We start from the raw sequence: 16949 nt of genomic DNA on the forward strand, positions 1-16949 counted from the left end.
GTGCCAGACAGCTCATAGAGGAGATTCAATGCCCGCCCACATCGAAGACTATGCGCTGCTCGGCAACTGCCGCAGCGCCGCCCTGGTCAGCCGTGACGGCTCCATCGACTGGCTGTGCCTGCCGCGCTTCGATGCCCCCGCGGTGTTCGCCGCGCTGCTGGGCAACGAAGAGAACGGTCGCTGGCGCCTGGCGCCCAGCGATCCGGTCGAACGTACCAGCCGGGCATACCAGGAAGACACCCTGGTGCTGGAAACCACCTGGGTCACGGCCAATGGCCGCGCCCGCGTGCTCGAATTCATGCCGCTGGAGGACGTCAACTCGGTGGTACGCATCGTCGAGGGCATTGCCGGCGAGATCAACTTTGAGATGGACCTGGTGCTGCGCTTCGACTACGGACGCAGCGTACCCTGGGTGGAAAAGCTCGACCCGTTGACCCTGAGCGCCGTCGCCGGCCCCGACCGGCTGATCCTGTGCAGCACGGTGCCCTCGCATGCCCGTGACCACCACACGGTCGCGCGCTTTCGGGTGAGCGCTGGCGAGCGTCAGGTGTTCAGCCTGCGCCATCAACCTTCGCACCTGCCGGTGCAACCTGACTGCGACCTCGAGCACGCCCTGGAACACACCGTCAGCCAGTGGCAGGCCTTTGCCGCCCGCTGCCCCGAGGTTGGCGCTTACAGCGCGAGCGTGCGCCGTTCACTGCTCACCCTCAAGGCCATGACTTACGCCCCTACCGGCGGCATCGTCGCAGCCGTCACCACGTCGCTGCCTGAAAGCATTGGCCGTGAACGCAACTGGGACTATCGCTTCTGCTGGCTGCGCGACGCCACCATGACGCTGCTGGCGTTCATGAACCTGGGCTACTTCGACGAAGCGCAGGCTTGGCGTGAGTGGTTGCTGCGTTCGGTGGCCGGCAACCCGGAGCAGATGCAGATCATGTACGGCCTGGCGGGCGAGCGAGACCTGCAGGAATACACCTTGCCGTGGCTGGCCGGGTATGAGCACTCACAGCCGGTGCGGGTGGGCAACGCGGCCGCTCAGCAGCGGCAGTTGGATATCTACGGCGAGGTCGCCGACGCCATGGCCCAGGCGATCCAGGGTGGTTTGCCCCGGCACCCACGCAGTGCAGCGATTTCCCGCCTGATCATGCCTTACCTGGAGCGCATCTGGCGTGAGCCGGACGAAGGCATCTGGGAGGTGCGTGGTGGCAGGCAGCACTTCGTGCATTCCAAGGTCATGGCCTGGGTCGCGTTCGACCGCGCCGCGGGGCTGGCTGAGACCACCGAGGAGGGCAGTGAGCGCGGGCAGTATTACCGCCAGGTGGCCGATGACATCCGCCGTGAGGTGTGTGAGCAGGGGCTCGATGCCAAAGGCCAGTATTTCGTCCAGGCCTATGGCTCCAGCGAGATGGACGCCAGCCTGCTGCAGATCGCCCTGACCGGGTTCCTGCCGGCGCAGGATGAGCGCTTTCTGCGCACGCTCGAACAGATCGAGCAGCGCCTGCTGAAAAACGGTTTGCTGATGCGCTATGACAGTGACCGCAGCAGTGACGGCCTGACGCCGGGGGAAGGGACATTCCTGGTCTGTTCATTCTGGTTGGCCGATGTGTACGTGCTGCTGGGGCGCCAGAGCGAGGCGCAGGCGCTGTACGAGAAGCTGACCGGGCTGTGCAATGACGTGGGCTTGCTGGCTGAGCAGTACGACCCGGCAGGCGAGCGCATGCTGGGCAATTTCCCCCAGGCGTTCAGCCATATCGGCATCATCAACACGGCGTTGAACCTGTATCGGGCGCAGTGCCCGGCAAGGGATCGGGCCCGGTGCGGTTGACGGCATGCTGCGGGTCTGGGCAAGTTGCTCGTATTCGGCGAAATGACCGGAGTAGACTAGGGCCTAGAGCAAACGACAAGGAATACAGATGAGCGTTCGTCGCCATGAGCTGGCACTGAGGGCATCGCGATTCTGATGGCCAACCACAAGATCGAAATTCGTCGTCGCAACATCGATAAAATCCTCGTGGCCGCAGAAAAGGTGTTCGCCGAGAAAGGCTACGGCGCAACGTCCATGGGTGATATCGCCGAACAGGCCGAGCTGCCGCGCTCCAACCTGCATTACTACTTCAGCACCAAGGACGAACTGTTCCGCGCAGTGCTGCAGGACCTGCTGGATGTGTGGAAGCAGGACGCACTGTGTTTCGAAAACTTCGACGACCCACGGGTGGTGTTGACCAGCTACATTCGCGCCAAGATGGGCCATTCTCGCTCACGGCCGCTGGGTTCGAAGATCTGGGCCGAAGAGATGCTGCATGGCGCGCCGCTGCTGGGGGTGAGCCTGGATGACAGCCTGGTGCCGTGGGCCAAGCTGAAGGTCGACAAGATTCGCCGCTGGGTGGAGGAGGGGCGCATCCTGCCGGTGGAGCCTTCGGCGCTGCTGTACATGATCTGGGCGTCGACCCAGCACTACGCCGACTTCGGTTACCAGGTGGCGGTACTCAATGGCGGTGAACCGTTGTCGGACCTGGCGTTCGAGAGTGCGATCCAGACGGTGACGGGTGTGATCCTGCGGGGTATCGGGCTGGAGCCTTGATGGCGGCGGCCGTTGAGTTTCGGCCGCGCCCACGGTGCATCGCGGTTCATTGCAGGGGCGGCCTTGCGTCGCGAAAGGCTAGCAAGGCGGCCCCAGCAATTTTCACGCGTCAGCTCGCTTCACGGTAGGGGTTGCGCGGGTCCTGGGTCCAGTTCAGGTACGGCTTGCCGGTGTCCTGCGCGACCATATCGATACAGTTTTCCACCGGGCAGGTGATCTGGCACAGGTTGCAGCCCACGCATTCGTCTTCGATCACGCTGTAGGCGTGGGTCCCGTCAGCTTTGAGCGTACTGGCGATGGCCTGGTGCGAGGTGTCCTCGCAGGCGATATGGCAGCGCCCGCAGCCGATGCAGGCATCCTGGTCGATGTGCGCCACCGATTTGTAGTTGATGTCCAGGTACTTCCAGTCGGTGGTGTGCGCCACGGCCTGGCCGCGGAAAGCTTCCAGGCTCTGGTGCCCGTGCTGGTCCATCCAGCGTGCCAAACCGTCCTTCATGTCTTCGACGATACGAAAGCCGTGCAGCATCGCCGCCGTGCACACCTGCACCGCGCCGCTGCCCAGTGCAATGAACTCGGCCGCATCCCGCCAGTTGCCGATACCGCCGATGCCACAGATCGGTAGCCCGCGGGTTTGCGGGTCGCGGGCGATCTCGGCGACCATGTTCAGGGCGATGGGTTTGACCGCCGAGCCGCAGTAGCCACCGTGGGTGCTCTGGTCCCCAACGATCGGGTGGGCGACCATGCGGTCCAGGTCGACGCTGGTGATGGAGTTGATGGTGTTGATCAGTGACACCGCATCGGCGCCACCGCGATGCGCTGCCCGCGCCGACTGGCGGATATCGGTGATGTTGGGCGTGAGCTTGACGATCACCGGCAATGTGCAATGCGTCTTGCACCAGCGGGTGACCATCTCCACATACTCCGGCACCTGGCCGACCGCCGCGCCCATGCCGCGTTCGGGCATGCCATGCGGGCAGCCGAAGTTCAGTTCGATACCGTCGGCACCGGTGGCTTCCACCAGCGGCAGGATGAACTTCCAGGATTCTTCGACGCACGGCACCATCAGCGAGACGATCAGCGCCCGGTCGGGCCAGTCCTTCTTGACCTGGGTGATTTCGCGCAGGTTGATTTCCAGGGAACGGTCGGTGATCAGCTCGATGTTGTTGATGCCCTGCACCAGTCGGTTGGCACCGTAATGCGCCGAGTAGCGCGACGACACGTTGACCGCTGCCGGGTCCTCGCCCAGGGTCTTCCAGACCACGCCACCCCAGCCGGCCTCGAAGGCGCGAACCACGTTGTAGGCTTTGTCGGTCGGCGGCGCGGAGGCCAGCCAGAAGGGGTTGGGCGCCTTGATGCCGGCGAATGCGATAGACAAGTCGGCCATTTATGCAGCCTCCACATTGAGCATGAGTTGGGCATGGATGGCTTCGGCGGCCAGCTTGCCGTGTTGCACGGCCTGGACGGTGAGGTCCTGGCCCAGAGCGGTGCAGTCGCCACCGGCGTAGACGCCCGGCAGGCTGGTGCGCATACCCTCGTCGACGCGAATGCGCTCGCCGTCGCGGGCCAGCTGCGCGGCCAGCGGGTCGTTGAGGCTGTGTTCGTCGAAACCTTGGCCGATGGCTTTGAAGATGGCGTCGGCGGCCAGCTCGAAGGTTTCACCGGTGTCGCGCAGGCGGCCCTTGGCCAGTTCGGTGCGGGCGAAGCGCATGCCCCGCACGCGCTTATCGTCGTCCAGCAGTACGGCGTCGGGGCGGGCCCAGGTGTGCAGGCGCACCTGATTGGCCTTGGCGATGTCCTGCTCGTGGCCGGTGGCGCCCATGTCGGCGTAACCGCGCCGGTAGACCAGGTTGACGTCGCGAGCACCCAGGCGGCTCATTTGCACGGCCATGTCAATGGCGGTGTTGCCTGCGCCGATCACCAGGCAACGCTCTGCCAAGGGCAGTTGCGAAAGATCATCCGCCTGGCGCAGCTCACGGATGTAGTCGGTGGCCGCGAGCATGCCGGGCGCCTCTTCACCAGGCAGGCCGAGCTGGCGTACGGCGGCCAGACCAAGCCCAAGGAATACTGCATCGTATTGCTCACGCAGCTCTGCCAGGCTCAGGTTGCCGCCCAGGCGTTGGCCGTGGCGCATTTCGATGCCGCCGATGCCGAGCAGGAATTCCACTTCGCGCTGGGCATAATCGTCCACCAGCTTGTAGCGGGCGATGCCGTACTCGTTCAGGCCGCCCGCCTTGTCGCTGGCCTCGAACACCACCACCTCATGGCCATGCATGGCCAGGCGATGTGCACACGACAGCCCGGCGGGGCCTGCACCGACCACAGCGATGCGCTTGCCGGTGGCTGGCGAACGTTTGAACGGGTGCTCGGTGAAGCCGGCGTTGTCCAAGGCATAACGCTGCAGCTGGCCGATCAGTACCGGTGCACATTCCTGGGCATTGTTGCGCACGCATGCCTGCTGGCAAAGAATCTCGGTGGGGCACACGCGGGCGCAGCTGCCGCCCAGGATGTTGGCCGACAGGATGCGCTCGGCGGCACCTTGCAGGTTCTCGTCGCTGATGCGGTGGATGAACGAGGGAATGTCGATTTCGCTCGGGCATGCGTTGACACAGGGCGCGTCGTAGCAATACAGGCAGCGGGCGCTTTCCACTGCGGCCTGGCGGGCGGTGAGGGGCGGCGCGAGGTCGCTGAATTGCTCGGCCAGTTGGTCGGCACCGGCGCGGGGGCGCGGCAAGTGGTTCAGGGCGTCGATCACGGTTGTAGCCTCTCTTTTTTTATAGGGCTTGGGGTGGGGCGCCATGCGCCCCAATCGCCGGCAAGCCGGCTCCCACAGGTACGGTGAGGTACCTGGGAGCGTGGGGGGCTGGCTTGCTGGCCAGGGGCTGCGCAGCAGCCCCGACAGTTTCAGCGCTGCACAGGTATCGGGCGCTGCTGCTCGGCGCGGCGGCCCAGCACCTCGTAGACCGAGGGGTACGCCGGGCGCTGCACGTAACGACCCGCGCCAGGTTCGGCGCGCAGGTCGCCATCGGCCCAGACCACGCGGCCCTGGCTGATGGTGTGGCTGGGGATACCGCGCACGGTGCGGCCTTCGAAGATGTTGAAGTCGACACGCTGGTGGTGGGTCTGGGCGGAGATGGTGCGCGTGCCCTGTGGGTCCCACAGCACCAGGTCGGCATCGGCGCCGACGCGGATGGCGCCCTTGCGCGGGAACAGGTTGAAGATCTTCGCGGTGTTGGTGGAGGTCAGCGCGACGAATTCATGCATCGACAGCCGCCCACTGTTGACGCCCGCGTCCCACAACACCGCCATACGGTCTTCGATGCCGGCCGTGCCGTTGGGGATGCGGCTGAAGTCGTTGCGCCCCATGGCTTTCTGCTCGGCGCAGAAGCAGCAATGGTCGGTGGCGGTGGTGTGCAGGTTGCCTGACTGCAGGCCGCGCCACAGGGCGTCCTGATGCTCGCGTGGGCGGAAGGGCGGGCTCATCACATACCCAGCGGCGGTGGCCCAGTCCGGGTCACGGTAGACGCTGTCGTCGATCAGCAGGTGCCCGGGCAGTACTTCACCGTAGACCGGCTGGCCCTTGGCCCGGGCATAGGTGATTTCGTCCAGCGCTTCACGGCTGGAGATGTGTACCACGTACAACGGCGTACCAATGGTTTCGGCGATGCGGATGGCGCGGCTGGCAGCCTCGCCTTCGACTTGCGAAGGGCGCGACAGCGGGTGCGCCTCGGGGCCGGTCAGCCCTTGGGCAAGGAGCTTTTGCTGCAGGTGGTAGACCAGCTCGCCGTTCTCGGCGTGCACGGTGGGTACCGCGCCCAGTTGCAGGCAACGCTCGAAGCTGGCGACCAGGGTGTCGTCGGCGGCCATGATCGCATTCTTGTAGGCCATGAAGTGCTTGAAGCTGTTCACGCCATGTTGGGTGACCAGCTCGCCCATTTCTTCGGCGACCTGCTCGCTCCACCAGGTGATGGCAACGTGGAAGCCGTAATCGGACGCGCTCTTTTGCGCCCAGCCGCGCCAGGTGTGGAAGGCCTCCAGCAGCGATTGCTGCGGGTTGGGGATGACGAAGTCGATGATCGAGGTGGTGCCGCCGGCCAGCCCTGCGGCAGTCCCGCTGAAAAAGTCCTCGCTGGCCACTGTGCCCATGAAGGGCAACTGCATGTGGGTGTGCGGGTCGATGCCGCCGGGCATCAGGTACCGGCCGCTGCCGTCGAGGATCTCGCAGTCGGTAGGCGCTTGTAGGTCTTTGCCAATGGCGCAGATCTGGCCATCGACACACAGGACATCAGCGGGGTAGCTCTCTTCGTGGGTGACCACGGTGGCGCCACGGATCAACAGGGACATGCCGTCTTCCTCGCAGGCTGACCGGTCTTTGCCGGTTCTTCGATTGTTATGCGCCAGTGGCTGGAGGATGAATTTCAATCCTGTCAGACCTGACAAGAATGGAATTTAGATGCTGATTGTGGATTGTTCAAGAAAATATTTAATGGGTTTTTTACTTACATAAGTGACTGATTTTAAAGGATTAATTAAAAAGATCACCAAAATGGTGAGGCCTTTCACCATTTTGACGCACTTGACAACAAGCCAAATTGGTCAAGATTTTCCATGCAAAATCAGCTGCTTGAAACCTGGCTGGGAGGCGCAGGGCGCGCCACTGAAAAACCAGGCTGCACCAGTTTGAAACCTGTTGCAGGGGCCAGGGCCGGTCCCAGGCGCTGAACGTGAAAGGCGATGACATGACCGCGCCGTCGCCTGACGTAGATCAATGCCTTGCAGATCAGTTGATTACCTGCGCTCGGCGGCGGCCGGCCGGGCTGGCGAAGGCCGGCCCGGCACGTATTTTGAGTACGGCCACAACCGCCAGGCCGGACCGCAGGAGCAGTACTGGTGGTGTATGTCCTCCGGCCATCGCGTTAGCCCGATGAGCAGACAATTAGAAAAATCTGGAGAAGGCCCCATGCAACAGAGCAGATCGCAAGTGATCGAGCAGGATGGCCTGTTCGAGCTGTCCGCAGGCAGTGACGTGCTCGACAGCCCGCGCTACAACCACGACATCGCGCCCACAAAGGTGCATCAGCGCACCTGGAACAAATGGCACATCACCGCACTGTGGGTGGGCATGTCCATCTGCGTGCCCACTTACACCCTGGGCGGCGTGCTCACGGCCTACTTTGGCCTCAGCGTGGGCGAGGCGTTGCTGGCGATCCTGCTGGCCAACCTCATCGTGCTGATCCCGCTCACCCTCAACGCCTTCCCCGGCACCCAGTACGGCATTCCCTTTCCTGTGTTGCTGCGTTCATCGTTCGGTATCTTCGGCTCCAACGTACCCTGCCTGATACGCGCGGTGGTTGCCTGTGGCTGGTTCGGCATCCAGACGATGTTCGGCGGCTTGGCCATTCACCTGTTCCTGGGCTCGATCTTCGATGACTGGAAAGCGTTGGGTGGCACCGGTGAAGTGATCGGCTTCATGGTGTTCTGGGCCCTCAACCTGTGGGTGGTGTTGCGCGGTGCAGAATCGATCAAATGGCTCGAAACCCTGTCCGCGCCATTGTTGGTGGCAGTCGGCTTTGGCCTGCTGTTCTGGGCGTTGCCGCACATGTCGATGGCCGAGCTGCTGGCCCAGCCGCCCAAGCGTCCGGAAGGGGCGAGCGTGGTGAGTTATTTCTGTGCCGGGCTTACCGCGATGGTCGGCTTCTGGGCCACGTTGTCGCTGAACATTCCGGATTTCAGCCGCTACGCCAAGAGCCAGAAAGACCAGATTCTCGGGCAGATCTTTGGCCTGCCGTTGACCATGTTCCTGTTCGCCTCCCTGGGCGTGGTGATGACCGCCGCCTCGGCCTCGCTGGTAGGTGAAACGGTCTCCGACCCGGTCAGCCTGATCGGCAAGATCCAGAGCCCGGGCTGGGTGGCACTGGCCATGGCGCTGATCGTGATCGCGACGCTGTCGACCAACACCGCGGCCAACATCGTCTCACCGACCAACGACTTCCAGAACATTGCCCCGCGCCTGATCGGGCGCAGCCGCGCCGTGTGGCTGACAGGCTTCATCGGCCTGGCACTGATGAGCCACGAGTTGCTGAAAAAACTTGGCTGGATCGTTTCCGACATCAGCCTGGAGAGCGTCTATTCCAACTGGCTGCTGGGGTACTCCAGCCTGCTGGGGCCGATTGCCGGGATCATGGTGGTGGACTACTTCCTGATCCGTCGGCAGAAGTTGGATCTGGCCGGCCTGTACCGTGATGACATCTACCCGGCCTGGAACTGGGCAGGCTTCGCCGCCTTTGCATTGCCTGTGGCACTGACCGTGATGGCCATTGGTAACAGCAGTTTCAGCTGGTTCTACGACTATGGCTGGTTCACCGGGTCGCTGCTTGGCGGGGTGCTGTACTACGCCCTGGGCGGCCTGGCGGTGCGTGGGCCAGTGCAGCCTGTGATCAATGCAGACAACAAAAACGCCTGAGGAGACCTAACCCATGACCCCAGCCCAACAAGCCCTGCAATCGACTGAACACCATGTGAACAGTGAGCGCCTGTGGCAATCGCTGATGGACCTCGCCCGCCTCGGTGCCACACCCAAGGGCGGTGTCTGCCGCCTGGCGCTGACCGACCTCGACCGCCAGGCCCGCGACCTGTTCGTCGAGTGGTGCGAGGCTGCCGGTTGCAGCGTCAGTGTCGATGCCGTCGGCAATATCTTTGCCCGTCGGCCAGGGCGCAATCCCAAGCTGCCACCGGTGATGACCGGCAGCCATATCGATACTCAGCCCACCGGTGGCAAGTTCGATGGCTGCTTTGGGGTGATGGCGGGTCTTGAGGTGATCCGCACCCTCAATGACCTGGGCATCGAGACTGAAGCCCCGATGGAGGTGGTGGTCTGGACCAACGAGGAAGGCTCGCGCTTTGCGCCCTGCATGATGGGCTCGGGGGTGTTTGCCGGCAAATTCACCCTGGAGGAAACCTTGGCCAAGCGTGATGCCCAGGGCGTGAGCATGGGCGAGGCGTTGACCGCCATCGGCTACGCCGGCCCGCGTGCAGTGCTTGGCCACCCGGTCGGCGCGTATTTCGAAGCCCATATCGAGCAGGGGCCGATCCTTGAGGACCAGGCCAAGACCATCGGTGTGGTGCTTGGCGCCCTGGGGCAGAAGTGGTTCGACCTGACCTTGCGTGGCGTTGAAGCCCACGCCGGCCCTACGCCGATGCACCTGCGCAAGGATGCACTGGTCGGCGCTGCGGCGGTGGTAGAAGCGGTCAACCGGGCCGCGCTGGGCCATCAGCCGCATGCCTGTGGCACGGTCGGTTGCCTGCAGGCCTACCCCGGTTCTCGCAACGTGATCCCGGGCGAAGTGCGCATGACCCTGGACTTTCGTCACCTCGAAGCCCAGCGGCTGGACTCGATGATCGCTGACGTGCGCGCTGTGATTGAGACCACCTGTGCCAAGCATGGGCTGAGCCATGAATTGACCCCCACGGCCGACTTTCCGGCCCTGTACTTCGACCGCAGTTGCGTCGATGCCGTGCGTGATTCGGCGCGGACACTGGGCTTGCCGCACATGGACATCGTCAGTGGGGCGGGGCATGACGCGATCTTCCTGGCCGAGTTGGGGCCGGCGGGGATGATCTTCGTGCCGTGTGAGAACGGCATCAGCCATAACGAAATCGAGAATGCCACCCCGCAAGACCTGGCAGCGGGCTGCGCGGTATTGCTGCGGGCCATGCTGGCGGCGTCGGAGGCGATCGCCAGCGGGCGGCTGGCGGCGTGATGCCTTGACGGGCCGCCTCGCCGGCTAGCCGGCCGCTGGAGGGTCACTCCGCGGCCATCAGGCCAACGCCTCTCGGCTGCTGCTGGCAACCTTGGTGTGGCGCAGCGTCGGCGAAAGCGAACATTACATTTTCGTTAAGGAAAAAAAACGCTTTCACTCGCTGGAATTGTTGGTTAGTGAAGCGTGCTGCCGGTGTGATTTGCTAAACGCCCGTGACGCGGCCCAGGCACCCATCGCGCCCGATGTGGTAACGCTGCAGGTCCTGGGCCAGAGTCAGGTTGCCGCTGTAATGGGCCTGCGCCTCTTCCCTGACCTGGTCGATGCACGGGCTGCGCCGCGGGTCTGCCTGATAGCGGGCACTGAAATGTGTGAGCACCAGGTTGCGCACGCCGGCCGTTTCGGCAAAGCGCGCCACGGCGGCCGCGCTGCTGTGGCCGAAGCTGACCCCTGTGCGCTCAATGACCGGTTGGGTGAATGTCGCTTCGTGCACCAGCACGTCTACGTCTTTCGCCGCTTCGGCCAACAGGTCGGGAGTGTCGTTGTCGCCGCAGACGATCACCCGCCGTGCCGGACGCGAGGCGCGCAGGTAGTCGCGGCCATGCAGCACTCGGCCCGCGTGCTCGACCGTCTGGCCCTTGGCAAGCTCGCCCCACAGCGGGCCGCGGGGGATACCCTCGGCATCCAGGCGCTGCACGTCAAGGCGCGGTTCGGGGTTCAGCTCGGTGAACACGAAAGCCACGCTGGGCACCCGGTGCGACAGCTGTACGCTGCTGACCGCCAGGGTATCGCTGCGCCATTGATCCCGTTGCTCGACCGCGAGCAAACGCAGTTCGAACGGCAGGAAGGTATCGCTGGCGGCCAGGCTCAGGCGCACCCAGTCGTGCAAGGCGGCCGGCAGCACCAGGTCCAGCGGTGCCGTGCGCCCGCTCATGCCCGCGCTGGCCAGCAGGCCTGGCAGGCCGAAGCAATGGTCGCCGTGCACATGGGTGATGAAGATGGCGCGCAGGTCGCGGACCGACAACGGCGTGTGCAGCAGTTGATGCTGTGTACCTTCGCCGCAATCGACCAGGTACCAGTGGCTGCCGCTGGCTTCGATCACGGCAGTGGCGCTGACGTTGCGCGCTTTGGTGGGCACCCCGGCCGAGGTGCCCAGAAACAGCAGGTCCAATGACTGACTCCAAGTCTGAGTGGGCACTCACCAAAGCCCGATTGAATCGGGGCATCGATGAATCAGGGGGTTACTGCATCATCGCCCTGCCGCCAGATCAGCTCGCGGGTGTCATAGCCCTGTTTCTTGGCAATGGCCAGCATCTGCTCACGGGTCTGGTCGTTGATCACCGGGGTACGCGACAGCAGCCACAGGTACTCGCGGTTCGGGTGCCCGACCAGTGCTACGCGGTAGTCCTTGTCGTGGTACAGCACCCAGTATTCGCCCTTGGTCAAACCTGGCGCCAGGCGGCTGAACCAGTTGTCGAAGGTGACCCACAGCTTGTCGGTCTTGCCCGGCTGCTGGGCTTCGGCGATGCCTTTGGCCTCGTTCCACTGGCCGTCCTTTTCCTTGCAGCGGTTGGTCACATCGATACGACCGTCTTCGCGCAAGCCATAGATGGCTTCGGACTGCACACAGTTGCGTTGAAAGAACATCGGCAAGCGCGCTTGCTCGTACCAGGTGCCTTGGTAGCGCTGCAGGTCGACCTGCTGGGTGGTCGGTGGCGCGCGATGCTCATCGCTCGAACCGGCGCAGCCAACCAGGGCCAGTGTCATGCAGGAAACAATCAGGGCTGTACGCATCGCCATGGCAAACCTCTTGGGAAGGGATGAAGAGCTTACCTGTGTTTCGATACGTGTGAGGCGCAAAAGTTGTACGCTTTTTTCATGCCGGGCAAAGCTATGACGGCGTGGCCCTGGCAACCCCTCGGCAAGTCCCGGTTTTGGCACAAGTACGGCAACCAGGCTGGGTTAACATCCGTGCAGTTAACCTTTCCCCCGCAGGAGTGCAGCCCGTGACCGAGTACAGCGCATTCAAGGTCGAACTGACCGACAACATCGCCCATGTGCAGATCAATCGCCCTGAAAAGATCAACGCCATGAATGCTGCCTTCTGGGAAGAGATCGTCGATATCTTCCAGTGGATCGACGACACCGATGCAGTGCGCGCCGTGGTCATCAGCGGCGCGGGCAAGCATTTTTCTTCGGGTATCGACTTGATGATGCTGGCCTCGCTGGCCGGCCAGATGGGCAAGGACGTTGGCCGTAACGCGCGCTTGCTGCGCCGTACCATCCTGCGCCTGCAGGCCTCCTTCAATGCCGTGGACAACTGCCGCAAGCCGGTGCTGGCGGCCATCCAGGGCTACTGCATTGGCGGTGCCATCGACCTGGTGTCGGCCTGCGACATGCGCTATTGCAGCGCGGACGCGCAGTTTTCGATCAAGGAGATCGACATGGGCATGGCCGCAGATGTGGGCACCCTGCAACGTTTGCCACGCATCATCGGCGACGGCATCATGCGTGAACTGGCCTTCACCGGGCGTCATGTTGCGGCCGACGAGGCGCTGCGCATCGGCCTGGTCAACCGCGTCTATGATGATCAGGCTGCGTTGCTCGACGGGGTCTTTGCCATTGCCCGCGAGATTGCCGCAAAATCACCGATCGCTGTGGCGGGCACCAAGGAGATGCTCAGCTACATGCGTGACCATCGCATCGACGATGGCCTGGAGTACATCGCCACCTGGAACGCTGCCATGCTGCAGTCCGAAGACTTGCGCGTGGCTGTGGCGGCCCATATGAGCAAACAGAAACCGACGTTCGCCGACTGACCGGGTCGGGGGACGCAGTAAAGGAACCCCGACATGTCAGCACGCTGGACTAGCGCAGTACTCGACCCGCAGATCACCGGTGGCTGGGCTGTCGCCCGCAGCCCGGAAGGGTTTCTGGTGGACGCCAATGGCGCGCTGTTCCCCCGCGACTGGCTCAAGCGGCAGGACCTGGATGTGCTGGCCGAGCACGGTATCGGCCATTTCGACGGCGAGCCGGTATTCTTGCTGGAACTGCGCAGCGCTGCCGAGGTGCCCGGTTGCGGCTGGCGCGGCCTGCGGGCGTTCATGCTCGAAGGCGATTTCGATCTTTACAAGGTGCTTGGCTACGCCGCGCAGATCGGCACCTGGGCGCGCGAACACCGGTTCTGTGGCAGTTGCGGCCAACCGATGACGCAGATCCGCTGGGAGCGGGCGATGTACTGCCAGCCTTGCGACCTGCGCAGCTACCCACGCATCTCGCCGAGCATGATCGTGCTGGTGACCCGTGGCGACGAGATCCTGCTGGCCCGGTCGCCGCGCTTCGTCACCGGCGTTTACAGCACCCTCGCAGGCTTTGCCGAACCGGGCGAAGCGGCCGAGGATTGCCTGGTGCGGGAAGTGCGTGAAGAGGTGGCGGTCGAGGTCAGCAACATCCAGTACGTCGGCAGCCAGTGCTGGCCGTTTCCGCACTCGATGATGCTGGGCTTCCACGCCGAGTATGCCGGTGGCGAGATCGTCATGCAGCCGGACGAGATCGAAGACGCCAGGTGGTTCAACGTTCACGACCTGCCACCACTGCCGGCCGGGCGTTCCATCGCCCGGTACCTGATCGATCTGTATGTGGCCCGGCGATTGGGCTTGCCTGAGCCTGTCCTGCCTCGTTGAGGGCGCTTGGGGTAGTGCCTGGGGGCATGCCTGACCTGGTATTTTTGTCAGTTTCAGACTTCGCTGCCCCCGCTTAGCATTCAGTGGTATTTGACGGATCGATGCCACTGTTGGCGCAGGAAGCCTTATGAAACCCACCGTCCGCGAGCATGAACAGGAGACGTTGCGTAATAGTTCGATCGGGCGCGCCCTGGTAGATACGGCGATGGTCCATGAGGCTATCGGTATCGAAAAGCGCATCAGCGCACAGGCAAGTGTCGAGGCGCCTCAGGGTGAGTCGCCCATCGTCACGCTCGAAGGCAGCGGGCAGGTCATCGTGACAGCCCCCCATGCCACCGAGTCCTTTCGTGAAGGCCGGTTTCGCATTTCCGACGGTGGTGGGACGGCTGCCCTGGCACACATGCTCAACAGGCTCGCTTCGGCAACGGTGCTTTACACCCAGTACCGCTCACCGTCCGACCCGAACTATTACGATGACAATGAATTCAAGGAAACGCTGGCTGAACTGATTGACCGGCAAAGGCCGATGTTGGTCCTGGATATTCATGGCAGTCATGACTTCAGGCCCTACGATATCGACATTGGCACGCTCAATGGCAGGTCCCTGCTGGGTGATGCTTCATTGTTGCCGGCCCTGCTCGACAGCCTTCAGCAGGAAGGCATCGGCAACTTTTCGGATAACTACTTCAGCGCCCAGACGCATCAGACCATTACCCGATTTGCTTGCACCCGGGGTGTGCCCACCATTCAGCTGGAAATCAGCAGCACCTGGTTGCGGCCCTCGGAGGGGGGCATGATGGCTCACCGGTTCGCGCAGTTGCTGCAGGGGCTGGCCCGCTATGCAAGCGCTGTCGCTGCCCTCGAATGGGGCCAGCAAGGCGCCGACCCAGGCCCTGCGTCAGGCCTGGCCGAACCAGTGCTGCCAGGCCAGGCGTGCGGTCAGCGCCAGGACCACGGTGATGAATACCGGGCGGATGAACTTGCTGCCGCCGCTGATCGCCGTGCGTGCGCCGAAGAAGGCGCCGACCATCACCGACAGGCCCATGCACAGGCCGACGATGTAATCCACCTGCCCGGAAATGACGAACACCGTCAACGCCGCGATGTTGCTGACGAAGTTCATGCTGCGCGCCACGCCGCTGGCACGGACCAAATCGATGGGGTAGAGCAGCAGGGTGCTCACGGTCCAGAAAGCACCGGTGCCGGGCCCGGCCACGCCATCGTAGAAGCCCAGGGTGAAGCCCTGCGGGAACTGCCACTTCTTCTTGATCGGCGCATCGGCATCCAGCGGCGCTTTGGGCGTACCCCCGAACAGCAGGTAGATGCCGCAGGCGAAGACGATCACCGGCAGCATCTTGTTCAGCCATTCGGCGGGCATGTAGTGGGCAATGACCGCGCCGATCAGCGCGCCGACCAGGGTGGCGAGCAAGGCCGGGCGCCATTGCGCCGGGTGGAAGAGCTTGCGTTTGTAGTAGGTGAACCCCGCGGTAGCCGAGCCGAACGTCGAGCTCAGCTTGTTGGTGCCCAGCACCAGGTGCGGCGGCATGCCAGCGGTGAGCAGTGCCGGGGTGGTGAGCAGGCCACCTCCGCCGGCGATGGCGTCGATGAAACCGGCGACGAAGGCGACCAGGGCGAGGATCAGTAAGGTGAGCGGTTCTACGGTGAGTTCGAAGGGCATGGCTGTCTGGCAGGCAGGGGGCGGCAAAATGCCGCGCTAGAAGGGCAACATGGTAATCCCGGGCGGGGTGGGTTGCCAGTGCCGGCCTCATTCGCTTGCAAGCCCGCCCTCACAGGTTCTGCACAGTGGCCAAGGCCGGTGATGGTCCTGTGAAAACCGCCTTGCCAGCGATGAGGCCAGCGCGGACGATGGCGTCAGCTTCGGATGAAGGCTAGCAAATCCGCATTGATCACATCGGCGTGGGTCGTCGGCATGCCATGCGGGAAGCCCTTGTAGGTTTTCAACGTGCCATTGGGCAGCAGCTTGGCCGACAGTGGGCCTGAGTTTTCATAGGGAACGATCTGGTCATCGTCACCGTGCATCACCAGCACTGGCTGCTGGATCTTCTTCAGGTCTTCGGTGAAGTCAGTCTGGGAAAACGCTACGATCCCGTCGTAGTGCGCTTTGGCGCTGCCGATCATGCCTTGGCGCCACCAATTGGCAATGACCCCTTCGGCAGGCTCGGCGCCTGGCCGGTTGTAACCGTAGAACGGTCCGCTCGGCACATCGCGGTAGAACTGGGCTCGGTTACCTGCCACCTGTGCCTGGAACCCGTCGAACACTGATTTGGGCAAGCCTCCAGGGTTGTCCGGGGTTTGCACCATCAACGGCGGCACGGCGGCGATCAGCACCGCTTTGGCCACCTTGTCGCCTGGGTGGCGGGCCATGTACCGTACCACTTCGCCGCCTCCGGTGGAGTGGCCGACATGCACCGCACCCTGGATCCCCAGATGCTCGACCACGGCAGCCACGTCATCGGCGTAGTGGTCCATGTCATGGCCGTCCCATACCTGGCTGGAGCGGCCGTGGCCGCGGCGGTCGTGGGCGACGACACGGAAGCCTTGGCCAAGGAAGAACAACAGCTGCGCGTCCCAGTCGTCCGCACTGAGCGGCCAGCCGTGGTGGAAGTGGATGACCTGCGCATCGCGCGGGCCCCAGTCCTTGTAGAAGATCTGAACGCCATCCTTCGTGGTCACGTAGCTCATGGTCGAGTCTCCTCAGTGCAGGGGGATTGCCAAGTGAGCTATTCAGAATAGGAGAGTTTTCTGTCTTGTCAGTACCGGCCTCATCGCCGGCAAGCCGGCTCCCACCACGACCGCGCAGCTCTTGCGGCCTGCGTTTTACCTGTGAAAGCAACCGTCTGGCCCAATTTCTGAAAGCTGGCGCGATCCAGGTGGGCCTGCAAGCCGGCTCCCACCACGACCGCGCAGTTC

Annotated in this window: 13 protein-coding genes; 6 read left to right on the forward strand and 7 right to left on the reverse strand. The window is 63.5% G+C overall.

The window, feature by feature from the left end; all coding sequences use genetic code 11:
* The first annotated feature begins 28 nt into the window (after positions 1–28).
* Positions 29–1825: a glycoside hydrolase family 15 protein gene (locus OSW16_RS09675; RefSeq protein WP_267822605.1), complete on the forward strand. Its 1797-nt coding sequence runs from the start codon at positions 29–31 to the stop codon at positions 1823–1825.
* A gap of 135 nt (positions 1826–1960) precedes the next feature.
* Positions 1961–2581, forward strand: coding sequence for a TetR/AcrR family transcriptional regulator (locus OSW16_RS09680; protein WP_267822607.1), 621 nt, complete (start codon positions 1961–1963; stop codon positions 2579–2581).
* A gap of 109 nt (positions 2582–2690) precedes the next feature.
* Here the strand turns inward: OSW16_RS09680 and preA are convergent, their stop codons facing one another.
* From preA to hydA, 3 genes are all read right to left on the reverse strand, one after another.
* Positions 2691–3965 (reverse strand): NAD-dependent dihydropyrimidine dehydrogenase subunit PreA, encoded by a 1275-nt coding sequence (gene preA, locus OSW16_RS09685; protein WP_267822609.1) that lies wholly within the window; start codon positions 3963–3965, stop codon positions 2691–2693.
* Positions 3966–5333: an NAD(P)-dependent oxidoreductase gene (locus tag OSW16_RS09690; RefSeq protein ID WP_267822611.1), complete on the reverse strand. Its 1368-nt coding sequence runs from the start codon at positions 5331–5333 to the stop codon at positions 3966–3968.
* 149 nt (positions 5334–5482) lie between these two features.
* Positions 5483–6922 (reverse strand): dihydropyrimidinase, encoded by a 1440-nt coding sequence (gene hydA / locus OSW16_RS09695; RefSeq protein ID WP_267822614.1) that lies wholly within the window; start codon positions 6920–6922, stop codon positions 5483–5485.
* A 616-nt stretch (positions 6923–7538) separates the two neighbouring features.
* Between hydA and OSW16_RS09700 the strand changes: the two genes are divergently transcribed.
* Entirely contained in the window at positions 7539–9041 is a 1503-nt protein-coding gene (locus OSW16_RS09700) for an NCS1 family nucleobase:cation symporter-1 (RefSeq protein ID WP_241803312.1), read from the forward strand.
* A 13-nt stretch (positions 9042–9054) separates the two neighbouring features.
* Positions 9055–10338: a Zn-dependent hydrolase gene (locus OSW16_RS09705; protein WP_267822616.1), complete on the forward strand. Its 1284-nt coding sequence runs from the start codon at positions 9055–9057 to the stop codon at positions 10336–10338.
* A 202-nt stretch (positions 10339–10540) separates the two neighbouring features.
* On the opposite strand, the gene OSW16_RS09710 is transcribed toward OSW16_RS09705, so the two are convergent.
* Together OSW16_RS09710 and OSW16_RS09715 are read right to left on the reverse strand one after the other, a co-directional pair.
* A complete protein-coding gene (locus tag OSW16_RS09710) occupies positions 10541–11506 on the reverse strand; it encodes an MBL fold metallo-hydrolase (RefSeq protein ID WP_267822618.1) in 966 nt (321 codons plus the stop codon).
* Between the two features lie 62 nt (positions 11507–11568).
* Positions 11569–12135 carry a lipocalin family protein gene (locus OSW16_RS09715; RefSeq protein ID WP_267822620.1) on the reverse strand — a complete coding sequence of 189 codons (567 nt, stop codon included), beginning with the start codon at positions 12133–12135 and terminating at the stop codon, positions 11569–11571.
* A 206-nt stretch (positions 12136–12341) separates the two neighbouring features.
* On the opposite strand from OSW16_RS09715, the gene OSW16_RS09720 reads away from it, so the two are divergent.
* Together OSW16_RS09720 and nudC are read left to right on the forward strand one after the other, a co-directional pair.
* Positions 12342–13154 (forward strand): crotonase/enoyl-CoA hydratase family protein, encoded by an 813-nt coding sequence (locus tag OSW16_RS09720; protein WP_267822622.1) that lies wholly within the window; start codon positions 12342–12344, stop codon positions 13152–13154.
* A gap of 33 nt (positions 13155–13187) precedes the next feature.
* A complete protein-coding gene (gene nudC, locus OSW16_RS09725; protein ID WP_267822624.1) occupies positions 13188–14018 on the forward strand; it encodes an NAD(+) diphosphatase in 831 nt (276 codons plus the stop codon).
* A gap of 898 nt (positions 14019–14916) precedes the next feature.
* On the opposite strand, the gene OSW16_RS09730 is transcribed toward nudC, so the two are convergent.
* Positions 14917–15696: a TSUP family transporter gene (locus OSW16_RS09730; RefSeq protein ID WP_267822626.1), complete on the reverse strand. Its 780-nt coding sequence runs from the start codon at positions 15694–15696 to the stop codon at positions 14917–14919.
* A gap of 194 nt (positions 15697–15890) precedes the next feature.
* The gene (locus OSW16_RS09735; RefSeq protein ID WP_241803319.1) at positions 15891–16721 is read right to left on the reverse strand and encodes an alpha/beta fold hydrolase; all 831 of its coding nucleotides are present in this window, start codon (positions 16719–16721) and stop codon (positions 15891–15893) included.
* Positions 16722–16949: the final 228 nt, after the last annotated feature.

The organism is Pseudomonas putida (assembly GCF_026625125.1).
GTDB lineage: Bacteria > Pseudomonadota > Gammaproteobacteria > Pseudomonadales > Pseudomonadaceae > Aquipseudomonas > Aquipseudomonas putida_X.